Annotated in this window: 11 protein-coding genes; 8 read left to right on the plus strand and 3 right to left on the minus strand. The window is 68.9% G+C overall.

What is annotated here, in order from left to right:
• Nucleotides 1-416: 416 nt before the first annotated feature.
• From ADY01_RS05345 to ADY01_RS05380, 8 genes are all read left to right on the plus strand, one after another.
• Nucleotides 417-2,054, plus strand: a complete 1,638-nt coding sequence (locus ADY01_RS05345) for a DUF2397 family protein (RefSeq protein ID WP_234320073.1) — start codon at nucleotides 417-419, stop codon at nucleotides 2,052-2,054.
• On the plus strand, nucleotides 2,051-3,442 hold the full coding sequence (locus ADY01_RS05350) for a DUF2398 family protein (RefSeq protein WP_078900024.1): 1,392 nt from the start codon (nucleotides 2,051-2,053) through the stop codon (nucleotides 3,440-3,442). The genes ADY01_RS05345 and ADY01_RS05350 overlap by 4 nt, the downstream gene beginning before the upstream one ends.
• The gene (locus ADY01_RS05355) at nucleotides 3,439-7,674 is read left to right on the plus strand and encodes an SbcC/MukB-like Walker B domain-containing protein (protein ID WP_049566351.1); all 4,236 of its coding nucleotides are present in this window, start codon (nucleotides 3,439-3,441) and stop codon (nucleotides 7,672-7,674) included. The genes ADY01_RS05350 and ADY01_RS05355 overlap by 4 nt, the downstream gene beginning before the upstream one ends.
• On the plus strand, nucleotides 7,671-8,996 hold the full coding sequence (locus ADY01_RS05360) for a DUF2399 domain-containing protein (protein WP_049566353.1): 1,326 nt from the start codon (nucleotides 7,671-7,673) through the stop codon (nucleotides 8,994-8,996). Before ADY01_RS05355 ends, ADY01_RS05360 begins: the two co-directional genes overlap by 4 nt.
• A gap of 445 nt (nucleotides 8,997-9,441) precedes the next feature.
• On the plus strand, nucleotides 9,442-10,578 hold the full coding sequence (locus tag ADY01_RS05365) for a nucleoid-associated protein (protein ID WP_049566356.1): 1,137 nt from the start codon (nucleotides 9,442-9,444) through the stop codon (nucleotides 10,576-10,578).
• Nucleotides 10,559-11,545 carry a hypothetical protein gene (locus ADY01_RS05370; protein WP_049566371.1) on the plus strand — a complete coding sequence of 329 codons (987 nt, stop codon included), beginning with the start codon at nucleotides 10,559-10,561 and terminating at the stop codon, nucleotides 11,543-11,545. The genes ADY01_RS05365 and ADY01_RS05370 overlap by 20 nt, the downstream gene beginning before the upstream one ends.
• A 44-nt stretch (nucleotides 11,546-11,589) precedes the next feature.
• Nucleotides 11,590-12,180 (plus strand): hypothetical protein, encoded by a 591-nt coding sequence (locus tag ADY01_RS05375; protein ID WP_049566373.1) that lies wholly within the window; start codon nucleotides 11,590-11,592, stop codon nucleotides 12,178-12,180.
• A gap of 51 nt (nucleotides 12,181-12,231) precedes the next feature.
• Nucleotides 12,232-14,649: a DEAD/DEAH box helicase gene (locus ADY01_RS05380; RefSeq protein WP_049566359.1), complete on the plus strand. Its 2,418-nt coding sequence runs from the start codon at nucleotides 12,232-12,234 to the stop codon at nucleotides 14,647-14,649.
• 1,037 nt (nucleotides 14,650-15,686) lie between these two features.
• On the opposite strand, the gene ADY01_RS40290 is transcribed toward ADY01_RS05380, so the two are convergent.
• The 3 genes from ADY01_RS40290 to ADY01_RS38865 form a co-directional block, all read right to left on the minus strand.
• Nucleotides 15,687-15,827, minus strand: coding sequence for a hypothetical protein (locus tag ADY01_RS40290; RefSeq protein ID WP_234320075.1), 141 nt, complete (start codon nucleotides 15,825-15,827; stop codon nucleotides 15,687-15,689).
• Between the two features lie 244 nt (nucleotides 15,828-16,071).
• The gene (locus ADY01_RS39650; protein WP_199826165.1) at nucleotides 16,072-16,491 is read right to left on the minus strand and encodes an AAA family ATPase; all 420 of its coding nucleotides are present in this window, start codon (nucleotides 16,489-16,491) and stop codon (nucleotides 16,072-16,074) included.
• A gap of 170 nt (nucleotides 16,492-16,661) precedes the next feature.
• The gene (locus tag ADY01_RS38865) at nucleotides 16,662-17,039 is read right to left on the minus strand and encodes a hypothetical protein (protein WP_159000948.1); all 378 of its coding nucleotides are present in this window, start codon (nucleotides 17,037-17,039) and stop codon (nucleotides 16,662-16,664) included.
• Between the last annotated feature and the right edge of the window lie 416 nt (nucleotides 17,040-17,455).

Consider the following 17,455-nt stretch of genomic DNA (forward strand, 5'->3'; position numbering starts at 1 on the left):
ATTGAAATTCGAACTTCTCATCGAATTTGCGTGGTTGAAGCTTGTACTCGCTCCTTCTGTATCCGCTGCGGGTTGTTTGTCGTGTAAGTCTGGCTGGATTTCGCGTGATGAGCGGTCTGAGATACGGCGCTGACCGTTGCCGCGCAGGCGTAACGTTCCTAGCGGCCGCAGATCTTGTCCAGGCATCAGTTCGGGCAGGTCAAGACCTCTGCTGAGGGCCCTTGTCCCCGCGTGCGCGATGGGCAGGGTGCGGGCCGGTGGCGGTTGTTGGCGGGTAGCCGAGGCCGACGAATTCAGGCCACTAGCGGGGGAGGGTTTAAGCCTCGATTTCGCGGATTCTGGGGGCTGTTGTCGGTGGCGGCGTCTACTTTCCAAAAGCAGGCCTGGAACGTGGCCTGCGGCAGCACGGAGGGGGAGTGGTGGTACAAGAGGAGCCGGATTTTGCCAGGGCTGACGGCGTGTCTGATGCGCGGCAGGTCGTCGCTTATCTGGTGCGTCCTGAGTCCGATGAGTACATCGCGATCATGGATGTGCTTGAAGGATCGGTGACCGATCTGACGGCAGCTGAGGTGACGGCAGCGCTGCTGGCCGGGGGACTTCGCCTGGATACGCGGGTGGTGGAGACGCGTTTGAACGCTCTCAACGATCTGAGGGCGGTCTCGGTGCGGTCGGACAACAGCCGGGCGCGCCGGTATGTGGAGATTCTGGCGCGGAACTGGCGCTACACCGCCAGCCCCGCGGGCCGGCACGTCCAGCGCTTCTACCGGCAGGTCCTGGCCGGGACGGCGACGGTGCGGGAGATCCCGATCGTGTCGCTGAACCGCATCGTCACCCACCTCGAGGCCCTCGCCGCCGCGCTGAAGGCGAGGGAGCCCGTCGTCGGCGGCCTGGACGGTGCGTGCGTGGACGCGGTGGGCGCGGTGTTCACCAGCCACGACGACCTGGACGCTGCCCTGGTCGGTGCCGAGGATGCGCTGATGGCGTTGGCCGACCGGTTCGACCTGGACGAGGAACGCACCGGGGACCTCAAGGGGTTGCTGGTCGATTACGCCACCCGCGTCGCGGCCGAACTCGACTCCGGTTCCGCCCGTGCCGCAGCGGCCGTGACGACTCTCGTGCCGTGGTTTGGCCCGCTGGCCCAGGTGTCAGTCGATGCCTCCCAGGCCCGTGATCTCATCGCCGCCGGCGCGCTCACCGCCTCCCGCGGCGGCCGCATCGAGGACTGGGAAGGACTGCGCGCCTGGTTCGACGTCCGCACCGGGCGCGCGGCACGGTTCTCGCTGCGCCTGGTGCGGACGTTGCCGAGCATGCATGCCAACCTGCGCCGGCTGCACTCGTCAGCCGGGACGGCCTCAAGCCGTACTCGTGCTCTGTCTCTGGCCCGCGCGGTGCTGACCCCTGAGGTGGGGGTGCAGATCTTCCAGGCCGCGGTGGGCGACCATGCCTGGCGCAAGCTCTATGGCCAGTCCGACGAGGACGAAGCCGGCCGCAACCCTTCCTGGCGCGGCGGCCCCCAGGTGCCGGTGCCAACGTTGCTTCGCACCACCGGCCGCTCCGGGCCGCGCGGCCGGGGCAGCGCGCCGCGCGATGATACGGCGGTCAGGGCCCAGGTCGCCGCGGCCCGGGCGCGACGCCAGGCCGAACACTCGGCAGCAGTGGCCGCAGTGCTGGCCGCGGTCCCCGGCCAGCAGCTGGACGAGGCCGTAGCCCGGGTGGCGCTCGCCGCCCTCATGGCCGCTGCTCGCGCAGGCGCAACAGGCCCGGCACGCACGGGAACCAACGGGGGACTGGCCTGCACCTTGGTCCACACCGGCACCGCCACCGGCACGGTGCAGGCCCCCACCTGGCGCGTTCTTGTGCCTGGCCGCATTCCCCTGTTTCACCAGCCCGGCCGCCGCCCCTCCCGTGCCGCCATGGAAGCGGTTGCCGGTGTCTCCGTGACCGACGACCTGACAGCGCGCGCCACGCTGCGGATCACCCCGCACCGCGGCCCGGGCTACCTGAGCAGCCGTCAGACACCAGGTACCGGCCTGTCGCAGGAAGGCGCCGCATGAGCCAGGAGATCCGCCAAGAATCCGCCGGCCCCGCAGCAGGCTCGCCGGACACCTCACGGCGCCGCAGGGCCTGGCGGCCCGAGGCCGATGCCGAAGCGGCCTTGTTGCTGCGCCGTCTTGCGGCCACACCCTGGCTGGTCGGCGGCCGGGACGACGAACTGATCACCGCGGTGCGCCGCAACGAGAGTGCGCTGCGCTCCGCCGTGGCCCGGTTGGGGTGGGTCTTGGTCATCGAACGGAACCTCGTGCGGTTGCGCAAGAGCGCTCCGCCGCGCCCCCAGGTATGGGCGCGCCAGGGCCCGAGCCCCGCGGCCTGCTCCTGGTTCTTCCTGCTGGTCGCGGCAGCCGAGTCGATGCCGCCCCGGACCGGGCTCGGACACCTGGTCACCGCCGCCCGCTCCGCCGCAGCCGAGGCAGCGCTGCCGCAGCGGGGCGACATCAGCGAGCGCCGCGCCATCGTGGCCGCGCTGCGCATGCTCGACGAACGCGGCGTGGTGGAGCGTCTCGACGGCGACCTGGACGGCTACCTCCACGATGATCAGGCGCCGGTCCTGCTTGCCATCCACCACACCCGGCTGGCCCATGTGGTCGCCAACCCCGGCACCGTCGATCCGGCGACCGACCCGCAGGGATGGCTCGAGCAGGTGCAGCGGGAGCCGGACGCGGCCCGCCGGATGCGCCGTGCGCTGGTGGACGACACCTGCGTGCACACCGCGCTGCTGGACGACGCCGAGGCGCAGTGGCTGAGTCAGCGTGTTCGGGGCGACGACGGCGCCCCCCTGGCGACCGCCTTCGGACTGAGCCTGGAGCGCCGCAGCGAAGGCGCGGCCTTCGTCGTGCCGGACGAGGTGTTCCGCCACTTCCGCGAACTCGGACCGATGCCCTTTCCCGTCCCCGGCACGGTCGCGCACGCCGCGCTGCTCCTGATCGACCATGCTGCCCTGCACGGCACCGCTGGCGACGGCCCCGGACCGGGGTGGCGCGGCATGACGCATCACGAGGTGGTCGCCGCACTGACGCAATTCGCCGACAACAAAGCCTCGGGAAAAGGCGGTTGGGGCGCCGAATACGCCAATGACCCGGTACTGCTGGCCGACCGGGTCGGAGACCTGCTGACCGGCACCAACCTGGTCCATCTCGCCCACGCCGACCACCACATCGATGACGTGGCCGGCCCACAGTGGTGGTTCGCTCCCGCCACCGGCCGCTGGGCGGAAGAAGGCACCGCCGCTCCCAAAGCAGCCGGCTCTCGCACCCGCTCTCCAGCAAGCACCCCGACGGCCCAGCGCACCCCAGGCGCGGGCAGACGCGACAGCCGGGCCCGCCAGGACCCGGACTTGTTCAGTATTTTCGCGACCGACCAGCAAGAAGACAAGGAGCCGCGGTGAGCGACATCCTCGACCTGAACTTCACCACCCAGCCTCCGCCCGTGCCATCCGGCAACGCCGGCCGTTTCGGCGGCCGCTGGCGCCTGGTCGGCGCCGGATTGTCGAACGTGTGGCGCTACGGAGACCTGGACCTGCCCGCAGCTTCGGGCCGGCTGCTGCTGCGGGGACCCAACGGGACGGGTAAGACCACCGCCCTGGAGGCTCTGTGGCCCTACTTGCTCGACCTGAACGCGGCCAAACTCGCCGCCGGGAAGGCACGCCCCACCACGTTGAAGCTCCTTATGAGCGAAGGCGCCCCTGCCAAGGGCCGCCGCTACGGCTACCTGTGGCTGAGCTTCGCCGGGGGATCCCCGGCGGAGACGGCGCTGGCCGGATCGGTGGTGACTTTCGGGGCCCGGCTCCAGTACTCACCCAGCGCCTCGCCGCCCGTCACGGTGGTCCCCTTCACCGTGCCCGGCCGCCCGCTGTACGAGGTGGCGCTGCGCGCGCCCGGCGGCGGGGCGTGGGAGCACGACGACTTCTGCAATCGCATCCAGGAAGCCGGTGGGCGGGTCTTCGAGGGCCCCGACGCCTACGTCGAACACCTGGCCGCCCGGATCTGGTCCACCACCGCCGAGGAGGTGCGTGAACTCGCCTCGCGACTGCGGGAGGTCCGCAACCCGTCCCTGCTTGGCGACGTGTCACCGGCCGCGGCTGCCGCGGCGCTGCGGCAGTCCCTCCCGGGAGTTGCCGGCGACGTCCTTACCGCCACCGCGGATGCTCTGGCCGAGTTCGACACCACCCGGGAGGCTTTCGAACGCGATGAGCATGCCGCGGTCGTGCTGGGTGAGTTCTCCCGGGTGTGGACCGGGCACGTCGTCGACGTCACCCGTGCCGCACACCATGCTGCAAGCGCCGCCGCCGCCGAGGTCAACACCGGCCGCCAGCAGGTCAGGAACGTCGAGAACCACCTGTCCCAGGCCAGAAGCGGCGCCAAGGATGCGGATGCCGAGGTCAGGCGGCTGGCTGGCGACCACCGCGCCGCGATGGCCGAGGCTCATGCCATCGAGACCTCTGATGCCTACAAGGCGCACGGCCGCGTCACTGATCTGCGGAAACGTCTGACAGCCGAGCGGAACTCCGCGGCCAGCGCCTTCAGTACGCTCGAGGCTGCTGCCGCGCATGCCCGCGACACCACCGTCGCCGCCGAAGGAGCCTTGGATGAGGTCGTCGGCGCCGCCGCCGAGCTTGCCGAGGACGCCGTGTCTGCGGGCGGCCCGCCGACCGCGCTCGACACCCTGCTCGACCACCGCCCCCGGGCCCGCAGCACACGCCACGTCGCCGACCGCACCGTCAATCCGGGGCCCGGCCTGACGCTCACCCACGACCGGACCGGCCTGCTCAACCTCGCGACAGCCTGGATCGCCTCGGCGCAGACTTACCGAGGGACCGCCGGCAAAGCCGCCCTCATCCAGCGAGACCACACCGCGGTCGCCGAAGCCGCTCGAACCGCCAGGGCAGCAGAAGACCGAGCCTCCCGCGCTGAGAGCGACCATGACGAGGCCACCCAGGCGGCAGCCCTCGCCGGCAGCGAAGCCCGCGAAGCCGCCCGCAGCACGCTCGGCGCTGTTGCCCGGTGGGCGCCCGAGCACCCTGTTCTACGGGGCCTGCACGACCCCGGCCTCCTGTCGTTGGACGAGTACCCGGTGTGGGAAGCCGCCGACATCGACGCCCTCGCCGACGCCGAACCGCCCGCCGTGCGCGACCGGCTCAACGCGTGGGCACTCCAGGCCCTGCACGCCGGCGAAGCACTCGCCGCCCACCATGAGAACGCCGCCCAGAACCACCAGACCACTGCAGCACAACTCGCCGACGCCGCCGCCGAGCACCGAGCCCAGGCCCGCCGTCTGCGCGAGGGACAGCTCCTGCCGCTGTCGCGCCCCCAGTGGGCCGGACCGGGCGATGACGATGCTGCGCTCGGAGCGCTGCTGGAATGGCGTTCTGGTGTGGCGCAGGACCAGCAGGCGCTGCTGGAGTTCGCGCTCGCCTGTGCCGGTGTCCTGAGCGCCCATCTGCACACCGGCGGCGCCACCACCAGTGCCTGGCACATCAGCCCCGTCGGCCCGCTGGCCGAGCACAGCCTGACCGCGGTGCTGGACGTCGACCCCGACCACCTCCAGGCCAACCTCGCCCGCACCGTCCTGGCCCGTATCGCGCTGAGCGACAGCGCGACCGGTGGTCACCGCCACGATGCAGCTCTGGTCATCGGGCGCGACGGCACCTTTGCAGCCGGCCCTCTCACCGCCAACCCTGCAGCCGCCCTCACCTCAGCCGGAGCCTCCCCGCCTGCCGCCTCGCACATCGGAGCCCGAACCCGCCTGGCCCGGGCACAGGCCATGGCCGATGAACTCGACGAGGCCGCGGCGACACTCGAAGAGCAGGCCGAGGACGAGCGCACCGCGGCCGCGGACCGCCGCCGAAGCCGCGACACCGTCCGCAGCGCAGCACGGTCCTTCCCCCCACGGGACGCCCTGGTCAACGCGGAGGCGGAACGCGCCCGAACCGCGAAAGCAGCACACCGACTCGAAGGCACCGCACGGACCCTTCGCGGCCGAGCAGACACCGCCGCAGCAGAGCACACTCGCCTGCACGTCGACTGGATCGCGCGTGCCCGGGACCTCAGCCTGCCCACCACCCTCGACGAGCTGACCGAACTGATCACAGCAAGCCGAACACGCGCCGAGAAACTGGAGTCGTGCGCCAAGCAACTCACCGGCCGGCTTTTGACCACACTGGACCGCGTGCTGCGTTCGCTTCCGGACGAGAGCACGCTGACCGCCCGGCTGGCGGAACTTGAGTACGCCGCGCAGCGCGCACACGACACCGCACTGGACACCGGGGCGGAACTGGCCGAGGCCGAGTTCGCCGGCGACGTGGACGACGCCGCGCGGCGGTTCGAAGCCGCAACTGCCCGAGCCGAAAAGCTCTCCTCGCAAATCGAAACGGCCCGTCGGAAAGCAACGGACGCCGAAAAGCTGCTCAGCACCCGCGAGAGCGAACTGGAGACCGCCCGCAAGGGCCTCGAAGCGGCACGTCCCCGGCAGGAATCCACACACACCCACCTGGCGCGGCTGCTCGCCTGGGCGCCGATCAGCCGGGCACTGGACGTGGACGCCTTCCTATCCGCCTGCGGCATTCTCACCACAGACGGCCTCGGCACCGGATCGGAACTCCTCGACCGCGCCGGCGAACTCCTCGCCCGCCGTCCCACGGCCTCCAAGAAGACCCTGGGCGAGCACTACGACGAGGTCCGCGCCGAACTCGCCCAGACCTGGACCATCGCCCGCAGCGACCCGCCGGCCGACCTCGACGAACTCGAGACCTTCGTCCTCACTCACACCGAGACTCAGTACGACCCGCCCCACGCCGCCGCCCGCGCACAGGCCCTTGCCATCAGGGCCAAGAACGCGCTCGATGCCGCCGAAGAAGCCGCCCTGCGTGACTTCGTCATCGGCCGCCTGCCCTCCGCCATCGGCACCGCCTGGACCGCGTTGATGGACTGGAAGACGTCAGTGAACGCGAAAATGCGCGCAGCACAGGCATCTTCCGGCGTCGGAGTCCAGGTCCACATCGGACTGCGCGACGACCTCTGCCCCGCCACACGCACCGTGTACGAACTGTCCTGCAAGGTGGGCGACGCCGTGCGCACCGAAGCGCAGAAGACCGACGTTGGACACGCCCTGCAGGCCCTGCTGGCTGCCGCCGACGGCTCCACCATGGCAGAACGCCTCGCCGCAGCGGTCGACATCCGCGGCTGGGTCGACGTCCACTACCTCGTCGAACGCCCCGGCCCCGACGGCGAGCCCATCACCCGGCGGTGGGGCTCTCGCACCGGTTTGTCCGGTGGTGAGCGGCGCCTTGTCGTCCTGGCGCCGATGCTCGCCGCGATCGCCGCCAACTACGACCGCCTCACCACCACCGGCCTGCGCCTTGTCCCACTCGACGAAGTCCCGGCCGAGGTCGACGAACGCGGCCGCGAGGGTCTGGCCCGCTACCTGGCAGAACTCGACGTCGACCTGCTGTGCACCTCCTACCTGTGGGACGGCGCACCCGGCGCATGGGACGGCATCGACGCACACGACCTCGAAGCCGGCGAGGACGGGACCGTCGTCGCCTTCCCCATGCTGGTCCGGGGACTGCAACTGCTGCCCGGTGACAGAACAGACCCGGCCTTGGACGAGGGGCCGGCATGACCTGCCCACTGTGTACCGGCGCTTGTGCCGGCGCCGACCTCGACCCACTGCTGACCCCGGACCTCGCCTGGCTGTGGAACGCACTCGCGGCAGTCGCCGACCGGCGTGGCGACGCACTCCTCACCGAGGGACCCGCGGTCACCGTGACCATTCCTGCCTCACCGGCCCAGCGCGCCGCCGCAGCCGGCCTGATCAGCGGGCGCCCACTGGCCCCCGGTCAGCGCCGACGCATCGACCTGGGCGAACTCACCACCGTGCTCGCCACCCGGGGCCCAGCCCTCACCCCGGGCACGATCGCCGCCCACGCAAGCGGCCGACGCCTGGCGGACAAAGCCCGAGCCCGCGCCGCCCAGGCGCGCTCCGTCGAACGGCTCCGTACCCAGCTCGAAGCCGCCGCGGCCAACCTGCCCGGCCACGTACGCGAACTAGTGGACCCGGAGAGCGTCTTCGCCCGGCTGCGCGGCACCGGCTGGATCACCCGCATCCTCAACGCGTCAGACCCCGCCGCTCTACTCGGAGCGGCGTTGCGGGTGGCAGGGCGGCTACCGAAGCCCGGCGACCGCATCGATCGCCGCATCCTGGTCCCTGGAGATCCTCACGCGCTCGATGCAGGAACGCTGCCCGCACTAGTACTCGCCCTGACCGGCAACGCTGCTGCCACCTCTCGCTTGGCCTGGGCACATCTCGGAGTGGAATGCGACGACCTGCTCGGTGGACTCATCGTCACCGGAGTGACCCCTCAAAGCTGGCAGGTCCCACCCGGCGCAACGTACACCCTGCCGCCGAGAGAACTGACCCGGATCGTATGGACGCCCCCTACGACCGCGGGCACCTGGGTCTTCGTCACCGAGAACCCCTCGGTCCTCGCCGCGGCCAGCGCGCAGGCTCTCGCCAGGGAAACCGCCACGACGCCCCGGGTGGTGTGCACGGCCGGCACACCCTCACAGGTGGAATGCGCGGCCATCGGCGCACTATCCCAGGCGGGCTGGCACGTCGCGGTCCGCGCGGACTTCGACCAGGCCGGACTGGCGCACGTGCGCGTCCTCCTCGCCGCCGCACCCGCAGCAGTCCCATGGCGGATGGGCACCGCCGACTACCTCGCCGTGGCCACCGAGGGCACCTTCGACCTGCACCTGAGCGAATCCGACGCGCCCTGGGACGCGCACCTGGCGGCGGCCATGCGAGCGCGCTCCGCACATGTCTATGAAGAGGATCTTCTGTCGATGCTGCTCGCCGACATCGCGGCAGGTGCACCGGGTTCGCCTGCTGCCCCCGGCAAACCGACGCCCGCAACCATGCACATCACACCCGGTCACCCATAGTCTAGTCCACTGCCGCCTTGTCAGTCCTGCCGATGCCCCAACACCGCCGTGAAGTGCAGTGGCGATGTTGCTTTCCGGCAAGGACGGCAACGCGGCGAGCTCCTGACCAGACAGGCCGGGTCCGGGCGTGTGATGCAACGGGTCGGCCCGCGCCCTTCCTTGGCTCAGCGTCGAACATAATTGCGAATTTGGGGGAGTGTGAATTCAGCCATCCAGTCTAGGTGTGCTCGATGCGCTGCAGGGTCTGCCTTTCGTATCTCACCCTCTCGTGGGCTACGTACCACTACGATGAGCGCGGGGGTGTTCCAGGGGGTGTCCTGATGATGAGCCGCGCCACGTAGGTGCTTCTCATTGTCGGTCCCTAAGTCGCGGCTTCGGGAGTTATGGATCTTCTAGGCCGCCTATTCACGTCAGCGAAGTACCGTCGAGTGCACATGGGGTGGGAATGCGGAGTGACTTCGGCAATCTGATCGTTGACGAGGCGATCGTGCACTCGATTCCGAAGAAGACGAAGACCGACCTTGTTCCAGTGAGGGTTCAGTTCAGTGAGGCCGTCTGCGGCCTGAACAGCACCGTCCGCAGTGAGCTTGAGGCCAAGTTCAGTGAAGTTCTCATCTCCCTCGGGCGTGAAGTCGTCGTGGACGCGGAGCTGAAGTCTGCGCTGCCGGACCAGGTCCGCGCCTTCCTTGAGGGCGAACGGCACCTCGTCGAGGCATCGAAGGAGATCGCCGAGCTCCTGCTCGCCAGTCAGCCCATCAACAGCTCCGACGGATTGCTCCTGGTGGCCTTGGTGCGACTGGACGGGTCGAAGAGCCTGCTCATGGTCAAACTCGAGCAGGAGTCGGGGATGCAGGCCACGGAGATCGTCACCGACGACGGCCTACGCACCTTCGATGTCCAGTACTTCGCGAATCTGATGTTCACGGAGGCCTCGCGCGTCTACAAGATCGCCCTGTTCTCCGCCTCCGGCATGAGCGAAGATGCGATGGAGGGTTGGGCTGCAGACAAGCAGATGACAGGCAAGAACCTGGCCAAGTTCTTCCGGGAGAAGTTCCTGGGCTGCCAGCTGAAGAGTGAGCCACGCCAGCTCACCCTCCGATTCCACGACGCAGCACTGGACTGGATCAACTCCCGGGTCTCGGACGCCGACACGCGAATCACCTACCTCATGGCGGTCCTGGTCGAACTGCAAAGCCCCACTCCTGTTCTCGACCCGGACTCTTTCATCAGGACACGTCTGCAGCAGCCGCACCGGGAGAGCTTCGCGGAGTATCTGCGGGACAGTGACGTCCCGGAGCAGGTCTTCGACAAGGACACGGATCTGGTCGAGCCGAAGCTGCGCAAGATGCGCATGGCATTCGACAACGGTGCTGTCCTGATTGCTCCGCTTGAGGCCTTGCACGGCGACTCGATCAAGATCGTGGACCTGGACGACGGCAGGGCACGTTTGACGGTCACTGGAGTCATGACGGAGACCCGCAGTCACGGGCAGGGCAAGGGCCGTCCTCACTCTGGCCAGCAGGACGACACCCCTGCTGTGTCCGAGCCCGATGGTCGTGGCGATGCCGCTGACCGTCCATGAAGCATGCCAGTGCTACCGCCAGGAGTGGCCCGCTATTGACAAGGCGGCGGAACTAACCGCCGCCTACATCCGACGCCGGGCCGCCCGGAGGCACCTCAGCTGCCAAGTTTCCGCACGTGCCAAGGCAATCAGCAGCTTCATCAAGAAGGCCTACCACAAACAGTATGCCGATCCCTGGAACGAGATCACCGACAAGGCCGGCATCCGCATCGTCGTCCCGTACTCCAGCCTTCTGTACGAGGCCCTCGATCTAATTGACAGCAGCTGCACCGTCATTCGTGTGGAGGACGACCGCAAGAAGCCCGGTTTCGAAGAGCGCCTTGAGTACCCGCGTCTGCATGTTCAAATTCAGGCGCGCTGGGAAGAGATGGACCCAGACGGCGTCCCCTACGAGTGCGAGGTGCAGATCCGCACTGAGGCCGAAGACTTGTGGGCCCGCATGTCGCACTCGCTGATGTACAAGCCAGGGTCCACCGCTGACATCCCCCCCGATGTCAGACGCTCGCTGTACCGTCTGATCGCCCTAGTTGAGTTGTACGACTCGGAGGTCGAACGGGGGGTAAAGGCGTTGGCACAGAACCCCGACTTCAGCCACAGCAACGATCTTCTCGCTGAAGCAGAGCGCATCTACCAGACCTTCAGCAGCCACCCGTACGACCGGCAACTGTCGGAGGACGTCGCCGACGTCCTCGTCGATGCGGTCGGAGACGACCCCACGTACGCCGACCGACTGGTGGAGTTCGCCGAAGAACACCGCGGTCGGATCGAGCGCGCCTACGAGCAGTACGGGCCCAGCAGCGAGCAGTTCCTTCAGTACGGCCGGTATCTGCTCGCCAGCCAGCCTGAGAGCCTGATCATATTTGAGAGACTGGCCAACGCACGCCACGATCTGCAGGCCAGCTGGGAGGGGAACTTGGAAGATAGGCTGCTGATCGACATGGCCAGAATCTGGAGAGTGCGCTGGTGAGCTCAGCGCAGCCAGAGACGCCGGCCCTCGCTGCTGCTACGGCTATGTTCGTCGAGGTCCTCGTGGTGGGTATCGGCTTCCTCGCCGGTCTGGCGATGCTGGCCGCGGCGATAGCGGGTCCGCGGACCGCAGCCGAGGCTGCCCCCATCGCGGGCTCCACTCCCGCGGCGGGAGTCGGTCTCGCAGCGGCCTACGCTCTGGGCATCCTGGTCGACCGGGCCGCCGACAAGGCTTTGGCACGAGTCCGGCGACGCCTGCGGAACGCCACCTTCCAGTCCAACAGCGCCTACGCGCAGGCGCGCCTGGCCGTGGCCGCCATGCCTTCCCTGGTGGCCCTGGCTGATTACGCTCGCTCGCGGATGAGGATCTGTCGCGGCTGGATCTTCAACACAGCTCTGATGACCATTGCAGGCGACCTTCTGCTTCTGCGCTACAACGTGGAGCACCGGACCTTGCTCCTGGCGCTGACCACCCTCCTCGGTGTCGCGGTCGCGGTCGGCTTCTACCTGTCCTGGCGCACGATCACGGCCACTAGCTACCGGAAACTCAAGCAGCAGACGGCCACTGTGACGGGTGCGGCGCCACCTTTGCCTCAGCAGAGCAACACCGTCGCCTCGCCCGCGGCCGCCGACTGACCTGCTTTACTCGCAGCAACCACAGGAGTCGACGACGGACTACGAGCGACCATGACTTCCAGCCCCGCGCCTTCAGGACCTGAGCGGGTCAGTCTGTTCCCGCACCAGCAAGAAGGCCTTCGCCACGCCGTCCGGCACCTGCGTCGGCCAGGCAGCCGCGCCCTGTACGTCTCGGCGACCGGCACAGGCAAAACTGTGGTCGCCTCCCGCGTCGCCGACGCCCTGCAAGCGCGCCGGGTGCTGTTTGTCGTGCCGACACTGGACCTGGCAGCGCAGACCGCGCTGGCCTGGCGCGCCGACGGCCGCGGCGAACACATCGTGATCGTCTCATCGATGGATGCCTCCGGTCACGATGCGCTGCGTGCAGCGCACATCGCCTCGACCTCACAAGCAGGCACTCTGGCTTTGCTAATGGCCTCTGTCGGCCCCGGTGAGGACCAGATCCCAGCGCTGACCGTCATCTGCACCTACGACTCTCTCGACAAGGTCGAGAACACCCAGCACACGGCGTTCGAGGTGCCTCCCTTCGACCTGGCCGTCATGGACGAGGCTCACCGGATCGCCGGGCGCACCGACAAGAAGTGGGCCGTGGTCAACGACGCGCACCGCATCCGGGCCGACCGCCGCGTGTATATGACCGCCACACCCAGGATCTTTGCCGCACCCGACTTGGCTGAGTCCGCCACGCTGTCCAGAACCAGCCGCCGCAGTGCCGAGCCGCCCGGCACGCAAGCGCTGGTAAGCAGCATGGACAATGAGTCCACCTTCGGGAAGAAGGTCTTCGAATATCCCCTCGTGCAGGCAATCGCGGACGGCATGGCCGCCGACTACCGCATCGTGGTGCCCACCGTCACCGATACCGAACTGCGCGACCGCCTCAACCCGCCCGCCACCAGCGGACAACGCGACACCGAGCCGGCCGGCGAGGACGCACTGCGTACGACTGCCCTCCACCTAGCCGTCCTGCGTGCCATGACCCAGCACCAACTGCGTCGCATCCTGGTCTACTTCAACCTCGTCAGCGACGCCCGGCGCTTCACCCGCGAATTCGCGCATACGCTGCGCCTGCTTCGCAAATCCGCCCCTGACCTGTGCCCCCGAACCTCGCCTGAGGTCCTCTTCGCCCACGGCGAGCACACCCCTGAACAACGCGCCGGCATCTTCGCCTGCTTCGCCTCCGCCGACAGCGCGATCCTAGCCAATGCACGCCTCATCGCCGAAGGCATCGACATCCCCAGTGTCGACGCCGTCGTCTTCGCTGATCCCACCCGCAGCATCATCCGCTGCGTCCAAGCCCTCGGCCGCGCCCTGCGCCGCGATGTGTCCGGCAAAACTGCCAGCCTCGTCATCCCCGTCTACATCCCGCCCCGAGCCGACCCTGAAGACATCCTCGGCACCCCCTACGAGCCGGTCTGGGCCATCACCACTGCGTTGGCCAGCCATGACCATCGCATCCTTGAGCGCCTGCCAGACAAGACGCACCGCCTGTCCACCGAGACCAGCCAGCTCATCGAACACCGCTGGCACTTCGACTTCACCATCCAGCCCGAACGCATCGCCCGCGCCCTCGACCTGGCCAGTTTCGACCCGCGTGACAGCGCCTCGCGAGCCCGGCGCCGAGGGTTGGCCGCCGCCCAGGCCTTCCACGACACACACGGCCATCTCGACGTCCCTGCCGACTACACCGACTCCTATGGCTACACCCTGGGCACCTTCATCACCACCATGCGTGACGCCCGCACCGCCAGCCGACTGGACACAGATTGGGTCACAGAGCTCGATGCCCTGGGCATGATCTGGGACAAGCATGATGCTGCATGGCGGGCACGTCTGACCGCTGCTGCCGACTACCACCGCTCCTACGGCCATCTCGCAGCCCCGGCCGCCACCCCAGTCGGCGGCTGGCTTGCCGAGCAACGCCACCTCGCCGCCTCGAACAGGCTCGATACGGAGCGCGCCAACGCCCTTGCCGCCCTCGACCCGCACTGGCGTCTGCCGCACGGCGTGGACTGGCACCGCAAGTACCACCTGCTGCGCTCCCACCTCGCGGCTGGCCACGACCCGGCGGCCCTGGCCGCCGACACCGCCATCACCGGAGTGCGGATCGGCGGCTGGCTCGACCGCCAGCTTGCCCGCTGGGACGCCCTCCACACCGGCCAGCAACAGCTGCTGGAGACGCTCGGCTTGACTCCCGCCACCAGTCCCCTGCGCCCGGCCCGCCGCACCCGCCGCACCTTCGAGCAGACCGTCCAGCTCCTGGAACTCTTCCTCCACCGCGAACGCCGCGCCCCCACCGCGAGGGAGGAGATCACCGTCGACGGCGAACGTGTCAGGATCGGGCCCTGGCTGGCCAAGACCCGCACCCGCCAGCGCACCGGCGAACTCGCCCCCGAGCACGCGGGGTTGGTCGCCTCCCTGTTCGAAGGCGACTGGACCCTCGAAGACGCAGCCCCAGCGGCCCTCGCCTAGTGGTCTGGTCCGGCCTCGCCCTCGCAGCGGCCTTCGCCCCCACCACCGCCACCCGCACAGCCGCCCTCCACACCCTCGACCTCCTGCTGCGTATGGTGCCCTGGTACCCCCCCGAAGCTGACGCGCGCCCAGACACTGCATGAACAGCCCCGCTGCCCGGCGCCCTTCGTCCTTCGGCCGGAGCCGGGCCGAGCGCGCGGCCGCGCCGCCGCTCACCGTGCGGCACCGGCGCCGCACGACCCGCGTGTCGCCTCGGCCCCGCTGCGCCGGATCCGGGCCACCGTCGGCCCGGACCGGCTAACGGCATCCGGAGCCCGCAGGGAGTGTCATCCGTGCTGGGCGCGCCATTCCTTACCGCTGCCGCGGCGCTGGGGCCCAGCACAGTGACGGCTACCACCGGGGCGAGTTGCTGCATGGCGCGGACGGCGCCGGCGAAGGGTGACACGCGCAGTGCCTGGGCGGTCTGGGCCGCCTCATCAAGGTCGCCTTCCTTCCGGCTGCAGTGCCAGTCCCGCAGTGAGGCCCGGGCACTGGCGAACGCGGCTTGCCGGCCCTGGACGAGGTCGCTTCGGTTGAGTCCGAAGACCCGGATGGTCTCCTCGCCTTTCGGGCTGCGGTCCTGGTACTCGCCGGACGCCAGCAGGAGGGTGAGGTGGGCCGCGGGGTCCTCGGCGGACGGGTCGACCAGCAGGCAGCGCCCGTCCGCGTCACAGGGGTAGGCATCTCTCTTCAGGTTGTTGTTGCAGTGCGAGCAGGCCAGCAGGTGGTTGATCCAGTCGAAGGCCCGTAAGGGCGCCTCCTTGATGGGCTGGTGATGGTCGATGTCCGTGCCGAGGCTGTCCTCGTAGTACATGCACCGCCGCACCCCGTGCGCTATCCGCCCCAGCAGCTGCCGCACGTCCCGTTTCGCGGCCTCGGCACCCTCCCAGTGGGTGCGCGCCACGGCAACGGTTCCGCCCTGCTCCACGACCTTCGCGCTGCGCCGGTCCAGGAGCTGCTGGGTGGCGGTTGGGACGGGGAGGCGCTGGACACGGGGATCACTGGGAGCCGCCCAGGCGGGCGGCCACCTCGGTGACCCTGGTCTCCAGCGAGCTGGTCAGCAGCTCGCTTAGCTGCTGGTACTCTGCGGCCTCCGCGTCGGTGGCCGTGTCGGCGTAAACCTTCCGCTCCAGTTCCACCAGCCGCTGCCGCGCGCTCGGCCCGGTCTGAGTATGGGCTCTCCAGTCCGAACAGCTCCGACAAGGCGGCGTCGTCCGCGCTGCCGTAGACGATGCGCTGGTACAGCTCCTCCTCCACCACCTTCGGCGGCCCCTGCTCGTCAGGCCCGGGCAGCCGGATCAGCCCGCCGGGGTCGGCGGCCTGGCATATGTACGGGCTGTGGCTGGAGACGATGAACTGGATGTTCGGGAAATGGGCCTGCAGTCAGTCGCCGATGCGCCGCTGCCAGGTGACGTGCAGGTGCGCGCCGACGTCGTCGATCAGGACTACGCCGGGCGCGGTGACCGCGAGCCCGCCGTCACCGGTCTGCACCGTGTCCAGACCGTCGTAGGCGTCGTGGATCTGCCGGGCGATGTCCAGCACCAGAGCGGCCACCGTGCGGTAGCCGTCACTCATCTCCCGCAGCGGATAGGGCTGCTCGGCCCCCTTGGCCACCCACAGCCTGTGGGAACTGACCGCACTGATCTGGTACTCCTCCGGCAGCAGCCCATCCCTCAGCAGCGCCATGACCCCCGTCAGGAGCTCGTCCGCACCCGGGTGCTTTTCCAGACGGCGCAGGTGCAGGTCGATCAGCCACGGCACTCCCTCCGCCAGCAGGCGTCCCCTCTGTAACAGTGTCGCCATCCGCCCCGGGCCCGGGCCCGGCGCCAGCATCAGCTGTTGGGCCTCCCCGGAACCGCCCACCAGTCGGCGGAACGGCCCGTACCCCACACACAACCATCCGCGCGGGTTCTCCGCCCACGGGGCCGCGCTCAACCTGGTGGTTGACAGGCTCCTTCCGTAGTCGAAGGTCCTCATCGTCGGCCGCAGGGCCTGCGACCGCTCATTTTCCTTCTGCGCTGGCCCACCCACTCCAAGCCCAGCACCAGCTCCTTCTTCGACACACGACCGCTACTGGTGAAGACATCGCACGAGCTGCCCCGGACCACACGTGCTTCCACCCAGCCCGAATCGGCCCGCACCGAGACCCAGCCCTCGAAATCCGCCACCAGATTCCGGGCAACCGAAGGCCCTCCCAGCGCCAGCGCGAGCGTCTGAAGCAGTGTCGAATTCCCCGAACTGTTGCGCCCCGCGATCACCGTCCAGCCACCACGCGCCGGCAGCGTCAGGTTCACCACGCGCTCGCCCGTGAAGCCCTTGATATCTGTGAGGCGGACTCTTGAGACGTACACCTGCGCCCCCGTCTTCCTTCCGATCAGTTACGCTCACGCCCCGCACCCACCGCGGCACGCCCGGGCCCCAGCCCCAGGACGCTCACCTTTCTCACGCTCCACTCCCCGGAGGGGAAGGAAGCAGAATTCGGATTCCCCGAAACTTTTCCCACAAGGAAGCACTTGACCACAGACGGACACCAGCCTCTTCCCGTAGCTAGCTTTTCGGCCCGCGGAGTCGGGCCGAACTCGGACTCGGAGGCGAAGCCGGAGAGTCTCAGATGAAGCGAAGCGAAATCTGATCAGGTGACCGAAGGTAACCAGCCCCGCGTAGCGGGGCAGTTCGGTGCGAAGCACCGAAATTGACGTTCCATCAGCTCCGCGCGGAGCGCGGAGCTTTCTCCCTTAGAGCCCCGCGCAGCGGGGCTCTAACCCGC

Origin of the sequence: Streptomyces sp. SBT349 (assembly GCF_001083795.1) — a bacterium.
Taxonomy (GTDB): Bacteria; Actinomycetota; Actinomycetes; order Streptomycetales; family Streptomycetaceae; genus Streptomyces.

Excerpts from the sequence above, each read along its gene's own strand:
- ADY01_RS05365 (WP_049566356.1), top strand. The coding sequence starts at position 9,442 with ATGCGGAGTGACTTCGGCAATCTGATCGTTGACGAGGCGATCGTGCAC.
- ADY01_RS05350 (WP_078900024.1), top strand. The coding sequence starts at position 2,051 with ATGAGCCAGGAGATCCGCCAAGAATCCGCCGGCCCCGCAGCAGGCTCG.
- ADY01_RS05375 (WP_049566373.1), top strand. The coding sequence starts at position 11,590 with ATGTTCGTCGAGGTCCTCGTGGTGGGTATCGGCTTCCTCGCCGGTCTG.
- ADY01_RS05370 (WP_049566371.1), top strand. The coding sequence starts at position 10,559 with ATGCCGCTGACCGTCCATGAAGCATGCCAGTGCTACCGCCAGGAGTGG.
- ADY01_RS05380 (WP_049566359.1), top strand. The coding sequence starts at position 12,232 with ATGACTTCCAGCCCCGCGCCTTCAGGACCTGAGCGGGTCAGTCTGTTC.
- ADY01_RS39650 (WP_199826165.1), bottom strand. The coding sequence starts at position 16,491 with ATGGCGACACTGTTACAGAGGGGACGCCTGCTGGCGGAGGGAGTGCCG.
- ADY01_RS05360 (WP_049566353.1), top strand. The coding sequence starts at position 7,671 with ATGACCTGCCCACTGTGTACCGGCGCTTGTGCCGGCGCCGACCTCGAC.